We start from the raw sequence: 19,250 nt of genomic DNA on the forward strand, positions 1-19,250 counted from the left end.
CGGGACCTCGCTGATCTTCACGCTCCAGTCCTTGGTCGCCATCCTTGAACACCTTTCTCACCTCAAGGTGTTGCGACGACCAGTTGAATCCGCCCACCATCGTGCAGACGTTGACGGCCGTGCCGAGGTCGTGCGGGATGCGCTCGCGGCGGCGGTAGAGCACGGCACGCTCGGTGTTCCAGGAGTTGAAGACGGCTTCGACGGCCTGATCGAGCTGTTCGCGCGGATCCTGCGGGAAGTCGACACCCGCCTCGTCCTTCGTGATCTTCTTGAACTCGTCGACGAGTTCCTTGAGGTCCTCAGCGCTGAGCTCGGGATCGGTGGCGACGCCGCGCTTGGCCTTCAGGGCATCGAGCGCGTCGGCGAACAGGTCGCCGTCGATGTCGAGGACGGTCTTGCCGAACATCTGGATGAGGCGGCGGTAGGAGTCCCACGCGAACCGCTCGTTACCCGAGAGCTTGGCAAGTCCTTCGACGCTCTCATCGTTCAGACCGATATTCAGCACCGTTTCCATCATGCCGGGCATCGAGAATTTGGCGCCCGAACGAACCGAAACGAGCAGCGGGTTCTCGGCGTCCCCAAAGCCCCGGTTCATCTGCGTTTCGACCTCGCGCAGCGCGGTCGTGACCTGAACGTCGAGCTCTTCGGGAACCTTGTGCTTGCCCATGTATTCGCGGCAGGCGTCGGTCGTTATCGTGAAACCAGGCGGCACAGGCAGACCCAGGTTGGTCATCTCGGCGAGGTTTGCTCCCTTGCCGCCGAGCAGGTCCTTCTGGTCCTTGTCGCCCTCGCTGAACATGTATACGTACTTCGGCATAGCTAAAGCCTCCAGCGCTTTGTCGGTGTGACATACCTCGTTGCATGTCACTGGCCTAACCCTATCGAGTGTCCAGTTTGTCGGGTGTAGGACCGCGGGCCCAGACGCTCAAAAATTTTTCTGGTATATGACCGACGCCCAGTGGGCAACGCAACGGCCTCGCCTCCACGAATGTGAGGCGAGGCCGAGGGTTGAAAGTGGCGCAGCCTTACTTGAAGGCGTCCTTGACGTCCTCGCCAGCCTGCTTCACGTTGGCCGATGCCTGGTCTTTCAGGCCGTCAGCTTCCATGGACTTGTTATCGGTGGCGTCACCAACGGCTTCCTTAACCCTGCCCTTGGCTTCTTCGGCTGCATTCTTGATCTTGTCTCCCAGACCCATGTGGATCTCCTTTCGTCGGCGACAGGTCACTTCCAATCTATCGCCGCGCTAGGGGGCGCGCATCTCGAAATGTGCTAGCCGACGGCCGGGCCCGATCCGGGCTTGACGTCGTGCGGCTGGCCCTCGGTCACGGGGTCGTGATCGGCGCCAGAGCCGTGTTCGACGAGCAGGGACCGCTGGGCGGCGACATCGGGATCCCCGATGTGCGGTGCGCGCACTGGCGGGAGTTCGTCGATGTCTTCGCCACGGAAGATGAACTCGCCGAGCACGCCCTCGCCCTGGGCATCGACGACGACCTTCTGGCCGGAGGTGATCTCCCCGAAGAGGATCTTTTCCGACAGGACGTCTTCGATATCGCGCTGGATGGCGCGACGCAGCGGGCGGGCGCCGAGCACCGGGTCGTAGCCGCGTTCGGCCAGCAGGTCGCGGGCGGCGTCGGTCAGCTCGATCGTCATCTCCTGTTCGCGCATGCGCTCATCGAGGCGCGCGATCATGAGATCGACGATCCGGCGGATCTCGTCCTTCTTCAGCTGCGGGAACACGACGATCTCATCGACGCGATTCAAGAACTCGGGCCGGAAGTGCTGCTTGAGCTCTTCGTTGACCTTCGACTTCATCCGCTCGTAGTCGGTCGCGAGTTCGCCGGTTGCCTGGAAGCCCGTCATGACGCCCTTGGCGATATCGCGGGTGCCGAGGTTCGTCGTCATGATGATGACGGTGTTCTTGAAGTCGACGAGGCGGCCCTGAGAGTCGGTCAGGCGGCCATCTTCCAGGATCTGCAGCAGCGAGTTGAAGATGTCCGGATGCGCCTTTTCGACCTCGTCGAACAACACGACGGAGAACGGTCGGCGGCGCACCTTCTCGGTGAGCTGGCCACCCTCGTCGTAGCCGACGTAGCCGGGAGGCGAACCGAACAGGCGCGAGGCCGTGTGCTTCTCGCCGAATTCCGACATGTCGAGCTGGATGAGCGCATCCTCGTCGCCGAACAGGAACTCCGCGAGCGCCTTGGCGAGCTCGGTCTTACCGACGCCCGTGGGGCCGGCGAAGATGAACGAGCCACCGGGACGCTTCGGGTCCTTCAGGCCCGCGCGGGTGCGACGGATCGCCTGCGACAGCGCCTTAAGCGCGATGTCCTGGCCGATGATCCGCTTGTGCAGCACATCTTCCATATGCAGCAGCTTGGTGGACTCGGCCTCGGTCAGCTTGAAGACCGGGATGCCGGTCGATTGGGCGAGCACCTCGGCGATGAGTTCCTCATTCACCTCGGCGATCTCGTCGAGCTCACCGGAGCGCCACTTGGCTTCCTTTTCGTTGCGGGCCTCGATGAGGCGGCCTTCCTCGTCGCGCAGCGACGCGGCACGCTCGAAGTCCTGGTCGTCGATCGCGCTTTCCTTTTGGCGCTTGACCTCCTGGATCTGGGCATCCATCTCGCGCAGCTCAGGCGGCGCGGTCAGGCGACGGATGCGCAGGCGGGCGCCGGCCTCGTCGATCAGGTCGATGGCCTTATCGGGCAGGTGGCGGTCCTGGACGTAGCGGTCCGCGAGGTTCGCGGCGGCCTTCAGCGCCTCGTCGGAGATGGAGACGCGGTGATGCGACTCGTAGCGATCGCGCAGGCCCTTGAGGATCTCGATCGTGTGGGCGACCGTCGGCTCCTGGACCTGGATCGGCTGGAAGCGACGCTCGAGGGCCGCATCCTTTTCGATGTGCTTGCGGTACTCATCGATCGTCGTCGCGCCGATCGTCTGCAGCTCGCCACGCGCCAACATGGGCTTGAGGATCGACGCCGCATCGATCGCGCCTTCGGCGGCACCCGCACCGACGAGCGTGTGGATCTCGTCGATGAACAGGACGATATCGCCGCGGGTTTTGATCTCCTTGAGGACCTTCTTCAGCCGCTCTTCGAAGTCACCACGGTAGCGCGAACCCGCGACGAGCGAGCCGAGGTCGAGCGTGTAGAGCTGCTTATTCTTCAGCGTCTCGGGCACGGTCCCGGCGACGATGTCCTGCGCGAGGCCCTCGACGACGGCGGTCTTGCCGACGCCGGGCTCGCCGATGAGGACGGGATTGTTCTTGGTCCGACGCGACAGCACCTGCATGACGCGCTCGATCTCGTTATCGCGGCCGATGACCGGGTCGAGCTTGCCCTCGCGGGCAGCCGTCGTGAGGTTGCGACCGAACTGGTCGAGCACGGCGGAACCGGCCGGCTGCTCGGCGGCGGGGCCACCGGAGGCGACGGGCTCCTTGCCCTCGTACCCGCTCAGCAGCATCATGACCTGCTGGCGCACGGACTGCAGGTCCGCGCCGAGCTTCACGAGGACCTGCGCGGCGGTGGACTCGCCCTCGCGGATCAAGCCGAGCAGGATGTGCTCGGTGCCGATGTAACCATGGCCGAGCTGCAGGGCCTCGCGCAGCGAGAGCTCGAGGACGCGCTTGGCGCGCGGCGTAAAGGGAATGTAGCCCGACGGGGACTGCTGGCCCTCGCCGATCATCGAGACGATCTGCTCGCGGACGGCCTCGAGCGAGATATCGAGCGCTTCGAGAGCGCGGGCAGCGACCCCTTCACCTTCGTGAATGAGCCCAAGCAGCACGTGCTCGGTCCCGATGTAGTTGTGGTTGAGCATCCGCGCTTCTTCCTGCGCGAGTACCACGACTCGGCGGGCGCGATCGGTAAACCGTTCGAACATCAGCTCTCCTTGGACAAGTAGGGGCGTTTTTCGATGCTACCGAGACCGCCCAAGACCGTGCCTGCCTGTTCGCCACAGGCGTGAGCGCCCCGAGGCGCGATTATCGCTAGGGCGTATCGAGGACGAGCGTGACCGGCCCGTCGTTCACCAGGCTGACCGCCATATCGGCTCCGAACACCCCGGTCGCGACCTCGATCCCATCGGCGCGCAGCAATTCGCAGACCCGATCGACGAGCGGCTCGGCCACCGGTCCGGGCGCGGCTTTCGACCACGATGGGCGCCGGCCCTTTTTCGCTTCGGCATACAGCGTGAACTGGGAGACGACGAGCACGGGCGCACCCAGGTCGGCGACGGATTCTTCGTTGCCCAGGATCCGCAGGTCGCGGATCTTGCGCGCGATCCATTCACATTCGGCTTCGCCGTCGTCGTGGGTCACGCCGATGAGGGCGAGCAGGCCGGGCCGGGTGATTTCCCCGACGATTTCTCCTTCAACTTCGACGCTGGCTCGCGTCACGCGCTGCAATACGGCTCTCATAACCGCCACTGTAACGCCGCGAGATGCTGATACTGAAGGCATGACTAGCTCACTGTCCCGCCGCGCCGCCCTCATCGCTTCCGCCGCCGGTATCGGCGTCACCGTCGCCGCCTGCTCCGGTGGCTCCAAAGACGAAAAGCCCGGCGAAGCGGGCGAGGTCATTGGCACGATGAAGGATTTCAAGGACGACGCGTTCGTCGCGAAAACGAAGGGCGGCGCCGATGTCGTCGTCGTTCGCGAGGGCGAGAAGGTCCAGGCTTTTTCCGCGACGTGCCCCCACAGCGGCTGCATCGTGCGCAAGAAAGACGGGGCGCTCGACTGCCCGTGTCACGGCTCGCTGTTCAACGCGTCCACCGGCGCCGTCGAACGCGGCCCCGCGAAGGAGGGCCTTGCCGCGATCTCGGTGAAGGTCGACGGCGAGAACATCACCCTCGCCTAGTTCGCGAGCCAGCCCTTCCGCACGCGGTAGTGCGCGCAGGCGAAATCGCGATTGCGCGCGACCTCGAGCAGCTCGAAGTCGGCAGCGAGTGGGAAGAGTGGCTGGCCGTCGCCGAGCGTCACCGGCGCGAACTGCAGCCACAGCTCATCGAGCGCGCCGATCTTCTCAATGAAGGCGGGATAAGCCATCGGCCCCGACGTGTCGAAGTCTTGGGCAAACAGCCAGTCGAGTGAGTGGTCCGTCGTGGCGATGAAACCGTCGAGAGTGCAGGCAGTATAAAAATGGATCGCCATCGGGCAAGACTACGCCCCTGCGAGCCGACAACCTAGAGCTTGCCGAGGCCGCCCAGCGTCGGCGGCTTTTGCAGGCCACGATTGCGCGCCCCGCGCAGGTCATCGCCCGGGCGCGATGCGGGCCGAGCCGGGCTCTCACCCGATGGGTCGACGATGATCTCCTGGGCTGCGGGCACGTCGTCCACGAGGAGGTCCGCATCCGGCGGCGTCGTGCGCTTGACCAGTGCAAGTGCGATGGGGCCGAGCTCGGGATGGCGCACCGCAGACGTCACCTTGCCGACGTTCTTCGGGCCGAACGTGACCGCAGCGCCAGGCTCGGGCAAGTGTTCGGCACTGCCATCGAGATGGAGGAGGACGAGGCGGCGCGGCGGGCGACCAAGGTTCACGACGCGAGCGATCGTTTCCTGGCCCGCATAGCAGCCCTTGTTGAGGTGGACGGCCGTGCGCAGCCAGTCGAGCTCCATCGGGATGACGCGCTCGTCGACCTCGGTCGCGAATTGCGGGCGCCAGGAGGAAATCCGGGCGGCCTCGTAGGCGAGCGAGCCGGCGATCGCCTCGGGATGGGCGGTGGCGAAGGCGGCGAGGTCCTCGTCGCCGACGAGCGCGAGCGCCGTCGGGGTCACGTCGGGCTCGACGCCTGGCGTGGTGAAGGTGGTGCCGCCGTCGACGTGCGGCCATGGGTCGCGCCAGACGGCCTCGGTCGCGAGCGGCGGCTCGGCAATGGCCTCACCCGCGAACGCGATGACGGAGCCGGGACGAGTCGTGATCTCGACGCGGGAGGCGAAGACCATCTTCTTTAGGTGCTCGCTGAGCGTTTCCTCGCAGGCGCGATCGACGAACGCGATGATGCGCTCGCCGTCGTCGATGAGTCGCATCGCCGCGGTGACGTGACCGTTGGGCGTAAGGATGAGGGCTTCGGTGGCTTCACCCGCGGGCAGCTGGGCGAGGTGTTGGCTGGAGAGCGCATGCAGCCAGGTCAGGCGGTCGGCGCCGGAGATTTCGATCGCGGAGATCTGCGGGAGCGGCACGATCGCGCGCCCCGCGGTGAAGTCGCGGAATTCGTGGACGGGACGGCCACGGTGCAGCAGGACGTCGTCGTCGAGGACGGCATCGGGCAGGGTCGAAAAATCGATCACGGGTCTCACTCCCCTTCGGAGGATTGCGTCAGTCGGACGGTGACGTAGGGCGCGAGGTCCTGGCCGAAAGCGGCCATCGACGCAGACCACATGAGGTCCTCACCCTGTTTGAGATAGCGGCGCTGCAGTTCGGTCACCGGCGGCGCGCTCGCGGTGGCCGCGAGCGCCGTGGATTGCAGGAGGAGCGCGTCCTCGCTGATGCGACCCGCGAGCGCCGCGGTGAAGCCGGCGGGGTCGGCGAGCATGCCTTCGACATCGTGCGGGCCGGGCGTCCCGACGGCATCGGGCGGCAGGCGCAAGTAAAGCGTTTCGGTGCCCCACACGCCCGCGGACTCGAGCTGGCTCAGGCCGGTCGCCGCGTCGGCATCGGCGGCGATGGTGCCGTCGATCGCGGTCGCGACCTCGAATGTGCTCGTCGTAATGAGGTAGGGACCGCCGTCGTGGGTGACGTGGAAGTCGTGGATGAGGACCTGCGCGTCGACCCCGGCGCCGGAGAAGATTCCCCAGCCACGCCAGTGGCCGAGCAGCCAGGCAAGGGGTGCGATTTCGATTCCGGGCGCGCTCTTCCGTGTCATACCACTACCGTAGCGATCGTTCGCGCCACGATATAGACGACGATTCCCGCGGACAGGACCGGAAGCAGTGCTGCGGCGATCGCCGGACGGTAGCGTCCCGAGGCCGGAAAGAGCCCAAACAGGATGTGCAGTCCGGCGTACAGAATCCCGAGGCCCACGCCGGTCGCGGCGCCCGCCCAGAGTCCCACGGAGGGAAAGAGAATGCCGATCGCTGCGCCGGCGATGCCGGCAAAGAGCGGCGAAAGATACGGCGAGATACGTCGCGGGAAGAACGCGCCGCCGATCGTGGCGGCGGTGAGTGAACACGCCCCGACGAGGATGATCGCCATCGGGACGGGGTGATCGCCCGCCTCGGGTTGGCTCGCGCGCGTCACAATGCTGACCCAACCTGCCGAGAGGGTCACGACGATGACGCCGGTGACCGTCGACGACAGGGATTCGACGATCCGGGGACGGCCGTCGGTTCGTAGCATCTGGTGGACGAAGGAGGCGATAACACCGCCGGCAAGGACGAGGTTCAGGGCCCGGAACCCGCCAGCAGTAGCCGCGGCCGCGAGGCCGACAAGTCCGGCGAGCGCGATGACGACCCCAGAACCGCGCTGGGCGGGGACGCCAAGGAGGCGAGGCCAGCCGGCGGCGAAGAAGCAGACACCGACCGCGACAACCGCGGCGACGACGTAGACCTGGATGCTCATTTCGTGAGCGAGGAATGCCGCGAGGGCGAGTAACGCTGATGCGAGGGCGGTAATACCGCCGCGCATCGACGCGGTCATCACGGTATCTCCACCCCCGATCGTTTTTCAGCCGGAACCTATTGTGCCTTATGTCTATCTAAGCAGCGTCTTCGAGACCGAGCGGGAGCTCCGCGTGCACGATTCGGCGCTCGCTGCGCTGCGGATACGTCGTATAGCGGCCACCGGGCGTCTGCCAGAGGCGAGATCCGTCCGGGCGCACCGCGATGAGGTACTCCCCGGCGATCGACTTGCGGCGGTGACAGCGCGAGCACAGCAGCAAGAGATTCCCAACGGACGTCCCTCCACCGTCGTGCCATTCGACAATATGGTCAAGTTCGCCGCGAGCAGTCGACGTGCAGCCGGGCCCCTGACATGTACGGTCACGCAGCCGCACGGCCGACTCGATCGCTGCGGGCGGGCGATAGCGCTGCCGACCAATATCGAGCGGGGCTCCGCTCGGCCCATCGGTCACGATGCGTTGCCACGTCCCGCCCGCGGAAAGCAGGATCCCGAGTGCGGGTGACAGCGGCCCATAGCCCTCGACCCAGGTGGCCTCGGTCCGCCCCATCGCGGGTTCGCCGGTCTCCCGCGGTCCCGCGCCGAGCAGCGCCGCGATATCGTCCTCACGGCGATCGATGGCATCCGGATCGCGGTCGTATGCGTCCGCGAGGACCTGGGCAGGCGAGGAGTGTGCGTGCCAGTCGGGCATGATGCGGGCGAGGACCTCCAGCGGCACCGTCACCGTGATCTTGGCGGGCGGGATGGCGACCGGATCGCCGCAGGTCGAAGAAATCTCCCAGCCCTGTTCCAGGGCCTCGGCTGCCCACTGAGCGAGCGCATCGGCGCGCAGTTGCTGATAGGTGCGGCAATCGCCCGCACGCAGCGCAGCCCGCGCGGCGGTATCGAGCGCGACATCGAGCGCGCTACCCTGTTCGGCGGGGATGTCCATCCGGATGCGCGACATGCCGTGGGCCCGCGGCTGCGGCCGACTGACCCGGCGGCGGGCCGCGGCCGCGGCGTGTGCGGCATCGGCGTCATCGGGGGCGAGCTCGATCAAGAGGCGTTCGATGTCTTTGCGGACCTGGGCGGCTGGCTTTTCGGCCAGGGTGGGTGCGAGAGCCGCCTCGACGGCGCGGGTGACGTGGATCGGCGCATCGGCGAGCCGTTCTGCGACGAGGCTCGCCTTGTCGAAAGACACCTCACCTACCGCGAGCAGGTCCGCGATTCGCGGGAGCCGATGAAAGACCATCGTCGCCGTACTGAGCATCTTGTCGGCCATATACGTCGAGATTCCGAGCGCCCGAGCGAGGTGCTCTGCCGTCGTATCAAGCCCACCCGTCGGGTCATCGAACATGAAGGACTCGGATTCGCGGGCCAGCACCGCGTGGCGCAACAGCGCTGCCTGGGCGCGGTTGGCGAGCTTTGCCGCGTGGGCGGCTGCGACGACATGCGTCATGCCGCTCGCATACTCGAAGGCCTCGGACTCGGTGAGGAATGCGACCGGCTCGTGCACCGCCGCGATCACCGAATAGCTCTGCTCGATCAGCTCCCGCAATTGCGTATCTGCGCGATGCCGGTGCGCGTTTTCTCGCACGTACTGCTCCCAGGGCGTCTCGATGCCGACATCGAGCGTCTCGTTCTGCTCGGGACTGTGTGGCTGCTGCGTCATCGCTCCCACCTCCGTCAATTCAAGGTGGCAGCAGTTAACCATGCAGCACTGACATGATTCATCCCTCATCCCCAGGGCAAGCTCCCTGGTGGCATGGGGCGCACCGTTGTGCCTATGCTTTTTACGGCTCCGGATCGGCAAGCCCCGGGCTCCAACATTTGCCGCTACGAGCGGCCTCGCGCCGTCAGGCGCCTGCCGGTCCGGGGCCTTTGCCATGCCATGACTCAGCCGTGGCTTCCATCTCATTATGCATAGGACGTTGGTACCGGCTTAGCAGTATTTTCCGCCTGAGTTTCCCTTGGGGTGATCCGGTTCGCAGCCGTTAGCTTGCCGTTTCCTATGAGTTTACGGAATCGTGCTCTAGCCTGGTTGCGGCGGGCCCCCGCCGCTCTTACCCCCGACCAGGAGTAGCCATGCGATTTCGAGTCACTCCGCACGATAGTTCGTTCTTCGATATTTTGACGGAGTCCGCCGAGTGCTTGGTGCGGGGCTCCGAGATCCTCGTCCAGATCCTCAACGCCGACATGGCCGATCGCAAGACGCTCGCGGGCCAGCTCCACGACGTGGAAAACGATGCTGACGCCTGCGCTCACAAGCTCTTCCGCAAGCTCAACCAGACGTTCGTCACTCCCCTGGATCGTGACGATCTGTACCTGCTGGCCGCCAATATGGACGACTGCATGGACTACATGAATGAAGCAGGCGACCTCATCGTGCTGTACAAGATCGGTGAACTCCCCAACCGCGTAGTCGCACAGGTCAACGTCCTGCAGCGTTGCGCCGAGCTGACTGCCGAGGCCGCGCCGCGGCTGCGGTCCATGGACTCGCTGCGTGACTACTGGGTCGAGATCAATCGGCTCGAAAACGAGGCGGACCGCGAATACCGTCGCCTGCTGGCCGATATCTTCGACCACGAAGACGACCCCAAGCGCATCATCAAACTGAAGGACATCTCGACGTCGCTGGAGCGCGGCGTCGACGCCTTCGAGCGGCTAGCCAACGCCGTCGAGACCATCGCGGTCAAGGAGTCCTAACGTGGATCTAGCTGGGGTGCTCGTCATCCTCGTCATCGTCGTGGCGCTTGCGTTCGACTACACGAACGGCTTCCACGACGCGGCAAACGCGATCGCGACGTCGGTCTCGACGCGGGCGCTCACGCCCCGTGCCGCCCTCCTCATGGCCGCGGTGATGAATCTCGTCGGCGCCCTGCTCGGAACGGCCGTCGCGGAGACGATCGCCTCCGAGATTATTGCTGCCCCAGGCGGAAATCACGGGTTAACCGTCGTCTTTTCCGGGCTCGTCGGTGCGGTCGTGTGGAACCTCATCACGTGGTGGTTCGGTCTACCGTCGTCCTCCTCCCACGCCCTCATTGGTGGCCTCGTCGGCGCCGGTCTGGCAAGCGCGAGCCAGGTCCACTGGAGCGCCGTCGGCGAAAAGGTCGTCATTCCGATGGTGATCTCCCCGCTCGTCGGTTTCGGTCTCGCCTACCTCGTCATGGTCGGCCTCATGTGGTGGCTCAAGGACGTCGCCTACCGGCCGGCAATGAAACGCTTCCGGCTGCTGCAGACGATCTCTGCGGCCGCGATGGCACTCGGCCACGGCCTGCAGGACGCGCAGAAGACTATGGGCGTCATCTTCCTCGCGCTCGTCGCGCACGGGTGGGCAAATCCTGATGACGGTATCCCGCTGTGGGTAAAGATCGCAGCGGCATCTGCGATCTCACTGGGTACGTACTCCGGCGGTTGGCGCATCATGCGCACCCTTGGTCGCAAGATGATCGAGCTCGACCCGGCGCGCGGCTTCGTCGCGGAGACCGTATCGGCGGGCGTGCTGTACACGACGGCGTTCATCTTCCACGCGCCGATCTCTACGACGCATACGATCACGTCGGCCATCATGGGCGTGGGCGCCACGAAGCGCCTGTCTGCGGTGCGCTGGGGTGTGGCGGGCAATATCGCCGTCGCGTGGGTCCTCACGATCCCCGCGGCGGCCGCCGTCGCCGCACTCATGTATTTCGTACTGAACCCAATCCTGGGCTAAGGTAGCTTTTCGGATAAAAACTTTTCGAGCGCGTCCTTGGACTCGCCGAGTTTCTTGACCGAGTATCCGAGCGCCTTCGAGGCCGCATCCTTGTCGAGCCGGTAGCTCTTGTCGCCGCTGGAGATCTCGATGTAGTCGAGGTTTTTCACCAGTCCCAGCGTCTGCATCGCCTTGGTGACGACGGCCGAGTCCTGCAGCGATCCCTTGAGCTCGTCGAACTTCACCTTCAGGCCGTAGGGCTCGCTATCGGTAAGGAGCTCGACCTTGTAGGTGCCGAGATCGTCGAAGCCGATCGTGTCGAGCGTGCTGATGACCTGGGATGCGTCCCCGACGTATTCGACTCGGTGGTCAAACAGTTCCTGGGCGGCGTTGGCCGCATCGTTTGCGGCATTGCAGCTGCCAAGCGTCAGGGCTCCTGCGAGCGCGAGCGTGGCGATCGTACGGTAGCGGGTCATGGTGTCTCTCCCCTCCTGCGGTGGAAACAGTGTAGAACGGGGAGATAAAAATGTGGCGGCGAGACCCTCCATCTCGCCGCCACACCTCCCTTGCTTGCGCAAAAGAACTTCGGCCCCTAGCCGAAGCGGCCTGAAATGTAGTCTTCGGTTTCCTTGTGTGCCGGAGCCGAGAACATGGTTTCCGTATCGTCGATCTCGACGAGGCGACCCGGGTCGCCGGTGCGCTGCAGGTTGAAGAAGCCGGTCCGGTTGGACACGCGTGCCGCCTGCTGCATGTTGTGAGTGACGATCACGATCGTGTACTTCTCTTTGAGCTCGATCATGAGGTCCTCGATGGCGAGGGTCGAGATCGGGTCGAGCGCCGAGCAGGGCTCGTCCATGAGGAGCACCTCTGGCTTCACCGCGATCGCGCGCGCGATGCACAGGCGCTGCTGCTGACCACCGGAAAGCGAGGAGCCGGGCCTGGCGAGGCGGTCCTTGACTTCGTTCCACAGGTTCGCGCCGCGCAGCGAGGTCTCGACGAGCTCTTCGGCCTCGGAGGCCTTGAGCTTGCGGTTGTTCAGGCGCACGCCCGCGAGGACGTTTTCCGCAATCGACATCGTCGGGAACGGGTTGGGGCGCTGGAAGACCATGCCGACGATGCGGCGGACCGAGACCGGGTCGACCCTCGGGTCGTACAGGTTCTGGTCATCGATCAGGACATCGCCCTCGACGCGCGCACCCGGGATGACTTCGTGCATCCGGTTCAGGGTGCGCAAGAAGGTCGACTTGCCGCAGCCGGACGGCCCGATGAGGGCCGTGATGGAGCGCGGCTCGACCACCATGTTGACATCGGCGACCGCCTGAAAATCGCCGTAGTAGATGTTCAGGTCGCGAACATCGATGCGCTTAGACACGACTTTCCTTTCTGCCCGAGTATTTCGGGATCGCCGCTAGGAGCGGCCCTTGGGTGCGAAGAGATGGGCGACGACGCGGGCGATGAGGTTCAAACCCATGACGATGATAATGAGGACGAGCGCGGCCGCCCACGCACGGTCGTAGTTGATGGTCGTGATGCAGTCGACCTGATCCGGTCGGCACGGCACCAGTCCCTGGGAGTATTCGCGGTAGACGAAGACCGGCAGTGTCATCATGCGGCCATCGAACGCGTTGGTGTTGATCTTCTCGAGCACGCCGACCGTGATAAGCAGCGGCGCGGTTTCACCGATGACGCGGGCAATCGCGAGCATGACCGAGGTCGTGAGGCCAGCGGCCGCCGTGCGCAGCACGACCTTGACGATCGTCAGCCACTTCGGGACACCGAGCGCGTAGGACGCTTCGCGCAGCTCGTTCGGGACGAGGCGCAGCATCTCCTCGGAGGAGCGCACCACCGTCGGGATCATCAGGACCGACAGTGCGACCGAGCCCATGATGCCGGCGCGGTAGCCGGGACCAACGAGCAGGGAGAATGCCGCCGCGGCAAACAGACCGGCGACGATCGACGGGATGCCCGTCATGACGTCGACGAAGAACGTCGTCATCCGCGCCAGACGCGAGTTGTTGCCGTATTCGACGAGGTAGATCGCGGTGAAGATACCGATCGGCACCGAGATTGCGGTCGCCCACCCGGTCACGAGCAGCGTGCCGATGATCGCGTGGTAGATACCGCCCGCATCCATGCCGCCGTAGACGCCGTTCATGGAGACGGACAGGAAGTAGGGCGACAGCCGGCCGATGCCATGCGAGATTGCGACCCACAGCAGCGAGAACAGCGGGATCATCGCGAGGATGAACGCGCCGGTCACGAGGATCGTGGCGATGCGGTCTTCCCACGCGCGCCGCTTTTGCAAGCCTTCGGAGTCGGCGAACAGCGAGCGCTTCTTCGACGGGGTCTGGGTTTCAGTCGTCATTAGTTCGCTCCCGAGAATTCGGCCCGACGGGCAATGATGGCGCGAGCGGCCATGTTCACCGCCATGGTGATGACGAACAGCGCGAGGCCCGTGGCGATCAGCGCCGAGGCGATCTCAGCGTTGGACTCCGGGAACTGCAGCGCGATGTTCGCGGCGATCGTCGAGTGCTTGCCCGCCTGCAAAATGTTGAACGAGTACGTCGAGCCGATGCCGAGGACCATGACGACGGCCATCGTCTCGCCGAGGGCGCGGCCGAGGCCCAGCATCGACGCGGAGATGATGCCCGAGCGCCCGAAGGGCAGGACGGCCATCTTCACCATTTCCCACCGGGTGGCACCGAGCGCGAGCGCGGCCTCCTCGTGGAGCTTCGGCGTCTGGAGGAAGACCTCACGGGCGACGGCGGTGATGATCGGCAGGATCATGACGGCCAGAATGATCGCGACGGAGGCCATGACCTTGCCGGAGGCGGAGACCGGTCCGGCGAACAGCGGGATGAAGCCCAGCGTCGAGGCCAGCCAGTCGTAGACGGGCAGCAGTCGCGGCAGCAGCCAGACGCCGCCCCACAGGCCGTACAGCACCGAGGGGACGGCGGCGAGGAGATCGACGAGGTAGCCGAGCGTGGAGGCGAGGCGGCGCGGCGCGTAGTGCGAGATGAACAGGGCGATCCCGACGGAGACCGGGACGGCGAGCACCATCGCGAGGACCGCGGAGAGCAGCGTGCCAAAGATCTGAGGGCCGGTGAACGCCAGGAGGGAGACCGTATCACCGCTGCCAACGGTGCGGATGCGCAGTTCGGTATTACTCAGCGCGGGCCAGGCGCGCCAGACGAGAAATGCGGCGACGGCCGCGAGAGTCGCAAGGATAGCGATCGCGGCGCCGGTCGAGATTGAGGAGAAAACTCGGTTTCCCTGCTTACCGGTGCCGCGAGCCGATCGCAGGTTATGCACAGTGCGCGGCACGCTCTTCTCGGAAGGGGCCTTAGTCACGGTCACGCGTTCCTTAGGGGTTGGAGGGTAGTTGGCAGAAAATCTGCCGTTCAGGGAAACCGCCGGCTCCCCGAAGGGAGCCGGCGTGAGTTGGTCTTAGCCCGCCTTGATCGAATCGATCGCAGCCGTCACCTTGGCCGACATTTCGGCCGACAGCGGGGCCGAGCCGGCGGCGTTGGCCGCGGCTTTCTGGCCCTCATCGGAGGCGACGTACTTCAGGAACGCCTTGACGAGGTTGCCTTCGTCAGCGTTCTTGTAGGTCGAGCACGCGATCTCGTAGGTCACGAGGACCAACGGGTACGCTTCCTTGGACTCGGGCTTGCGGTCGAGCACCAGCGGCAGGTTGGTGTCGGACGCACCCTCGGCCGGCTTGGCCTTGTCGACGGCCGCGGCGGCGGTCTTGGCGGAGAACTTCACGAAACCCTCAGCGGTTTCAAGAGCGACGGTGCCGAGCGAGCCGGCCTGGGAGGCGTCGGCGTAGCCGATCGCACCCTGGGAGCGGTTGACGACGTCGACGAGACCAGCGGTCTTGTCGCCGGATTCGCCACCGGAGATCGGCCAGGACTTGTCGGGTTCGTGCGGCCATGCCTCGGGGGCGGCAGCGTGCAGGTAGTCGGTGAAGTTTTCGGTGGTGCCGGACTTGTCCGCGCGGTGCACTGGGGTGATCGCGAGGTCGGGCAGCTGGACATCCGGGTTGTCAGCGGCGATCGCGGGATCGTTCCACTTGGTGATGTCGCCCGAGAAGATCTTGGCGATGGTCTCGGCCTTCAGGTTGAGGTCCTTCACGCCCTCAAGGTTGAAGATGACCGCGACGGGAGAGATGTACATGGGGAGGTTCAGGGCCGGAGCGCCACAGCGCTTCTCGGCAGCGGCGACCTCATCGCCTTCGAGCGCGGCGTCAGAGCCGGCCCACTGGACCTTCTCGCCGATGAACTGCTCGATACCGGCGCCGGAACCCACCGGATCGTAAGCGATGGTGGCGCCAGAGTTCTTACCCTGGAATTCCGCGACCCACGCCTTCATCGCAGATTCCTGCGAGGAGGCACCCGCACCGGCGATGGAGCCGGAGATGGCAGCCCCGGACGATTCGCTGGTCTTGGCATCAGAGTCAGTCTTGGCGTCACTGCTCGGCGACTTAACAGCCTCGTCGGACCCGCACGCGGCGAGGGACAGCGCTAGAAAACTCGCTGCAGTGATGGCGGTAAAACGACGGTTACCGTGGCGCATGGACAATGTTCCTTCGTCTCGATTGATTGTGGCCCCTAAGCGAGCCAACGGTTGTCAACCTAGGGGGCTAAGGTAACGCTGAAACACAGCTTTGGTGAACGAACGGTGAACGCGGGCGTGAGTTAGCACATACTGAATGGTGCTAGGTTGCCGGACGGTGTCGCTCGACATCGGCAATAATCACGCCGCGTTTGCGGTGCGGAGCGACGTGCAGCACCAGGATCTCAGCGAAACGCAGCCACGGATCCTGCCGCGGAAACTCATCCGAGAGCCGGTTGGGCGCATGCTCGAGGAGCTCGGCGACGAGGGTCTTCAGCACGGGTCGGTGGGTGCATAGTGCAACCGAATCGTGACCTTCGGCGAGCACGCGGCACATGAGATCGGCCGCCGCCTGCGGGTTCTTCTCGTGCGCCTTTTCCGTCAGGACGTCCTCGGTTGCGAGCTTGATCCCCGCCTTCTTGGCGTAGGGGGCGACGCTTGCGACGCACCGCTCCCAGGGCGAGGAGATCACCGTATTAACACCGAAGTCGCTGAGGAGCGCGGCGATCCCCTGCGACTCGACCTTGCCGAGCTTGGGCGTGAGCGGACGATCGGCCTCCGAGCCCTTGTGGGCGGAGCGCTTCTTCGCTCGGGCGTGCCGGATGACCGCGACGCACCGGGTATCGAGGCGGTCGTCGTCGTAGGCATCGAGCAGTTGGAACAGCGGTTCGCGATCATGCGGGTAGGTGAGCAGTTTCGCCGCTTTGCGGGCGTTGACCCACTGGATCTGGTCGATCTCGGTCTTCGGCGCGGCCTTGAACTTCTCGCGAGCCTTGCGCCACGCGCCCTCTTCGGCTGGCACCTTGGCAGCCCAATAGTGGGACCACTTGTGTCGGCCGTCGGCGAGGCGGTAGCGCACGATCCCGACTGGACGGCCGAGGGTGACGCGGTAGCCGGTTTCCTCCTCGACCTCGCGCACGGCGGCGTCGGGGATGGATTCACCGTTCTTGCATTTGCCTTTCGGCCACGCCCAGTCGTCGTAGCTGGGACGGTGAACGAGGAGCACTTGGAGTTTGCCGCCATGTTCGCGCCACAACAGCGCGCCGGCGGCGTGCACGACGTCGGTCACCGGGTACTCAACCGTCCCCTCGTCTGATTCATAATGACCTGCTGCGAGTCGATGAGCGGGCGTCCCGCGTCGTCTTCGGCGTGGCGTAGCCAGGTGCCGTCGGCCAGCAGGTGCCAGGACATCGTCGTGTCCGCCAGCGAGAGCTCCATGAGGTCGAGCAGGCGTTCAATATGCTCGGGGTCCTCGATGTGGATGAGGGCCTCGACGCGGCGGTCGAGGTTGCGGTGCATGAGGTCCGCGGACCCGATGTAGATGTCCGGGTCGCCGTCGTTCGCGAACGCGTAGATGCGCGCGTGCTCGAGGTAGCGGCCGAGGATCGAGCGAACGTGGATGTTTTCCGACAGGCCCGGCACCTGGGCGCGGATAGCGCAGATGCCGCGCACGACCATCTCGACGTGGACGCCGGCCTGGGAGGCGTGGTAGAGCGCGTCGATCGTCTTTTCGTCGACGACGGAGTTGCACTTGATCTTGATCCACGCGTCCTTGCCGGCGAGCTTGTTCTCGATCTCGCGCTCGATGCGTTCGATCAGGCCCGTGCGGATCTCGCGCGGCGCGACGAGCAGGCGGTGGAACTCGGTGTGGGGCGCGTAGCCCGACAGCTGGTTGAACAACCGGGTGAGGTCCTGGCCGACGTTTCGGTCGCACGTGAGGATGCCGAGGTCTTCGTAGCCGCGAGCGGTCTTCGGGTTGTAGTTGCCAGTACCGACGTGGCAGTAGCGGCGCAGGCTGCCGCTTTCCTTGCGCACGACGAGCGCGAGCTTACAGTGGGTCTTCAGCCCGACGAGGCCGTAGACGACGTGGACGCCCGCCTGCTCGAGCTTGCGCGCCCAGGTGATGTTGTTTTCCTCGTCGAACCGTGCCTTAATCTCCACGAGCGCGAGGACCTGCTTGCCCGCATTCGCGGCGTCGATCAGGGCGTCGACGATGGGCGAATCACCGGAGGTGCGGTACAGCGTCTGTTTGATCGCGAGCACCTGCGGGTCGGCCGCAGCCTGGGTGAGGAACTGCTGGACCGACGTCGAGAACGACTCGTACGGATGGTGCAGCAGGATCTCGTTATCCTGGATCGCCGTAAAAAAGTCCGTGGGGGTCGCCGATTCCACCCGCGCTAGGCGCTTCGCGGTGACGGCCACGTATTTTGGGAATTTCAGGTGCGGCAGGTCGAGATCGTGGATGAGGTTGAGGCCGCGCAGATCGAGCGGGGCCGGTAGGATGTACGTGTCCTGGGCTGATACGCCGAGCTCGCGCTGCAGCAGGGCGAGCACGTTTTTGGAGATGCCTTCGGCTACCTCGAGGCGGACGGCCGGGCCGAACCGGCGACGGACGAGTTCGCGCTCGAGCGCCTTCAGGAGGTTTTCGGCGTCGTCCTCTTCGACCTCGAGGTCCTCGTTTCGGGTGACCCTAAACGTGTGGTGCTCGATGATCTCCATGCCCGGGAACAGGTGGTCGAGGTGCTGGCCGATGATCTCTTCGATCGGGACGAACGACGCGTCGGCAAGATCTTCGGAGCCGATGTCCTCGGGGCGGCGCGGCTTGCCGGAGGCATCGACCGCGATATAGCGCGGCAGGAGCGGCGGCACCTTGACACGCGCGAAGTGCTCCTTGCCCGTGTTCGGGTGCCGTAGCATGACCGCGAGGTTGAGCGACAGACCAGAAATATAGGGGAAGGGGTGGGCCGGGTCGACGGCGAGCGGAGTGAGGACGGGGAAGATTTCCTTGCGGAAAAACTTTTCGATCCGGCCCTGTTCCTTCTTTTCCAGATCGGCCCAGTGCAGCAGCCGGATGCCCTCGTTCGCGAGCTTCGGGGCGATGTCGTCGGTGAAGACCTTGGCGTGCCGCTGGGTCAGTTCCTTCGCGCGCACCGAGATCCCGTCGAGCACCTGGCGCGGGGTGAGCCCCGAGGCCGCGGTGACGGCCATGCCGGTCGCGATGCGGCGCTTCAGGCCGGCGACGCGCACCATGAAGAACTCGTCGAGGTTTGAGGCGAAGATTGCGAGGAACCACGCCCGCTCGAGCAGGGGCAGTCGCTCGTCTTCGGCCTGCTCTAGCACGCGCTCGTTGAATGCGAGCCAGGACAGTTCCCGGTCAGCGAATCTGCCATCCGGCAACGGCTGCTTCCAGGCCAGCGTGCCATCGGTGGCGGAATCTTGCGCCTCAACGATGTCATCAACGAGCTCATCAGAGGACACGGCAACACCCGCATCGATTGTGTGCTCGTCGAGCTCCGATTCGGCTTCCGACGGTTTCTTTGCCCGGGTTTCGGCGAAATTAGCCATGGTGGTCA

At 65.1% G+C, this 19,250-nt stretch carries 19 protein-coding genes; 3 read left to right on the forward strand and 16 right to left on the reverse strand.

Features of this window, described 5'->3' with window-relative positions; all coding sequences use genetic code 11:
* The 4 genes from BSZ39_RS04955 to dtd all read right to left on the reverse strand — a co-directional run.
* On the reverse strand, positions 1–817 hold an 817-nt coding region (locus BSZ39_RS04955), incomplete at its 3' end, for a PEP/pyruvate-binding domain-containing protein (protein WP_281247114.1).
* A 208-nt stretch (positions 818–1,025) separates the two neighbouring features.
* A complete protein-coding gene (locus BSZ39_RS04960) occupies positions 1,026–1,196 on the reverse strand; it encodes a CsbD family protein (protein ID WP_073716274.1) in 171 nt (56 codons plus the stop codon).
* A 74-nt stretch (positions 1,197–1,270) separates the two neighbouring features.
* Positions 1,271–3,880 (reverse strand): ATP-dependent Clp protease ATP-binding subunit, encoded by a 2,610-nt coding sequence (locus BSZ39_RS04965; RefSeq protein ID WP_083602957.1) that lies wholly within the window; start codon positions 3,878–3,880, stop codon positions 1,271–1,273.
* A gap of 106 nt (positions 3,881–3,986) precedes the next feature.
* Entirely contained in the window at positions 3,987–4,415 is a 429-nt protein-coding gene (gene dtd / locus BSZ39_RS04970; protein WP_073716275.1) for a D-aminoacyl-tRNA deacylase, read from the reverse strand.
* A 40-nt stretch (positions 4,416–4,455) separates the two neighbouring features.
* On the opposite strand from dtd, the gene BSZ39_RS04975 reads away from it, so the two are divergent.
* Positions 4,456–4,854: a Rieske (2Fe-2S) protein gene (locus tag BSZ39_RS04975; RefSeq protein WP_073716276.1), complete on the forward strand. Its 399-nt coding sequence runs from the start codon at positions 4,456–4,458 to the stop codon at positions 4,852–4,854.
* Here BSZ39_RS04975 and BSZ39_RS04980 read toward each other — a convergent pair.
* Genes BSZ39_RS04980 through BSZ39_RS05000 form a run of 5 tightly spaced genes read right to left on the reverse strand, consistent with a single transcriptional unit; the run spans position 4,851 to position 9,261 of the window.
* A complete protein-coding gene (locus tag BSZ39_RS04980) occupies positions 4,851–5,147 on the reverse strand; it encodes a dihydrofolate reductase family protein (RefSeq protein ID WP_073716277.1) in 297 nt (98 codons plus the stop codon). The two genes, BSZ39_RS04975 and BSZ39_RS04980, sit on opposite strands and share 4 nt — an antisense overlap.
* Positions 5,148–5,179: 32 nt before the next feature.
* Positions 5,180–6,283, reverse strand: a complete 1,104-nt coding sequence (ygfZ, locus tag BSZ39_RS04985; protein WP_158025093.1) for a CAF17-like 4Fe-4S cluster assembly/insertion protein YgfZ — start codon at positions 6,281–6,283, stop codon at positions 5,180–5,182.
* Between the two features lie 5 nt (positions 6,284–6,288).
* On the reverse strand, positions 6,289–6,858 hold the full coding sequence (locus tag BSZ39_RS04990; RefSeq protein ID WP_073716279.1) for a heme-binding beta-barrel domain-containing protein: 570 nt from the start codon (positions 6,856–6,858) through the stop codon (positions 6,289–6,291).
* Positions 6,855–7,634: a hypothetical protein gene (locus BSZ39_RS04995; protein ID WP_143180377.1), complete on the reverse strand. Its 780-nt coding sequence runs from the start codon at positions 7,632–7,634 to the stop codon at positions 6,855–6,857. The genes BSZ39_RS04990 and BSZ39_RS04995 overlap by 4 nt, the downstream gene beginning before the upstream one ends.
* 55 nt (positions 7,635–7,689) lie before the next feature.
* Positions 7,690–9,261: an HNH endonuclease signature motif containing protein gene (locus BSZ39_RS05000; RefSeq protein ID WP_073716281.1), complete on the reverse strand. Its 1,572-nt coding sequence runs from the start codon at positions 9,259–9,261 to the stop codon at positions 7,690–7,692.
* Between the two features lie 413 nt (positions 9,262–9,674).
* Between BSZ39_RS05000 and BSZ39_RS05005 the strand changes: the two genes are divergently transcribed.
* Together BSZ39_RS05005 and BSZ39_RS05010 are read left to right on the forward strand one after the other, a co-directional pair.
* Positions 9,675–10,295: a DUF47 domain-containing protein gene (locus BSZ39_RS05005; protein ID WP_073716282.1), complete on the forward strand. Its 621-nt coding sequence runs from the start codon at positions 9,675–9,677 to the stop codon at positions 10,293–10,295.
* A gap of 1 nt (position 10,296) precedes the next feature.
* Positions 10,297–11,301 carry an inorganic phosphate transporter gene (locus BSZ39_RS05010; RefSeq protein WP_073716283.1) on the forward strand — a complete coding sequence of 335 codons (1,005 nt, stop codon included), beginning with the start codon at positions 10,297–10,299 and terminating at the stop codon, positions 11,299–11,301.
* On the opposite strand, the gene BSZ39_RS05015 is transcribed toward BSZ39_RS05010, so the two are convergent.
* From BSZ39_RS05015 to BSZ39_RS05045, 7 genes are all read right to left on the reverse strand, one after another.
* Positions 11,298–11,756, reverse strand: a complete 459-nt coding sequence (locus BSZ39_RS05015; RefSeq protein ID WP_073716284.1) for a DUF4825 domain-containing protein — start codon at positions 11,754–11,756, stop codon at positions 11,298–11,300. The genes BSZ39_RS05010 and BSZ39_RS05015 overlap by 4 nt on opposite strands.
* A gap of 116 nt (positions 11,757–11,872) precedes the next feature.
* On the reverse strand, positions 11,873–12,652 hold the full coding sequence (pstB, locus tag BSZ39_RS05020) for a phosphate ABC transporter ATP-binding protein PstB (protein ID WP_073716285.1): 780 nt from the start codon (positions 12,650–12,652) through the stop codon (positions 11,873–11,875).
* A 36-nt stretch (positions 12,653–12,688) separates the two neighbouring features.
* Positions 12,689–13,645, reverse strand: coding sequence for a phosphate ABC transporter permease PstA (gene pstA, locus BSZ39_RS05025; protein ID WP_073716286.1), 957 nt, complete (start codon positions 13,643–13,645; stop codon positions 12,689–12,691).
* Positions 13,645–14,631, reverse strand: coding sequence for a phosphate ABC transporter permease subunit PstC (gene pstC / locus BSZ39_RS05030; RefSeq protein WP_143180378.1), 987 nt, complete (start codon positions 14,629–14,631; stop codon positions 13,645–13,647). Before pstC ends, pstA begins: the two co-directional genes overlap by 1 nt.
* Before the next feature lie 96 nt (positions 14,632–14,727).
* Positions 14,728–15,858: a phosphate ABC transporter substrate-binding protein PstS gene (gene pstS, locus BSZ39_RS05035; protein WP_073716287.1), complete on the reverse strand. Its 1,131-nt coding sequence runs from the start codon at positions 15,856–15,858 to the stop codon at positions 14,728–14,730.
* A 142-nt stretch (positions 15,859–16,000) separates the two neighbouring features.
* Entirely contained in the window at positions 16,001–16,966 is a 966-nt protein-coding gene (locus BSZ39_RS05040) for an NUDIX hydrolase (protein WP_073716288.1), read from the reverse strand.
* Complete coding sequence (locus BSZ39_RS05045) at positions 16,963–19,242, reverse strand: RNA degradosome polyphosphate kinase (RefSeq protein ID WP_083602963.1); 2,280 nt, start codon at positions 19,240–19,242, stop codon at positions 16,963–16,965. The genes BSZ39_RS05040 and BSZ39_RS05045 overlap by 4 nt, the downstream gene beginning before the upstream one ends.
* Positions 19,243–19,250: the final 8 nt, after the last annotated feature.

The sequence above is a fragment of the Bowdeniella nasicola genome, assembly GCF_001907295.1.
Classification (GTDB): Bacteria; Actinomycetota; Actinomycetes; order Actinomycetales; family Actinomycetaceae; genus Bowdeniella; species Bowdeniella nasicola.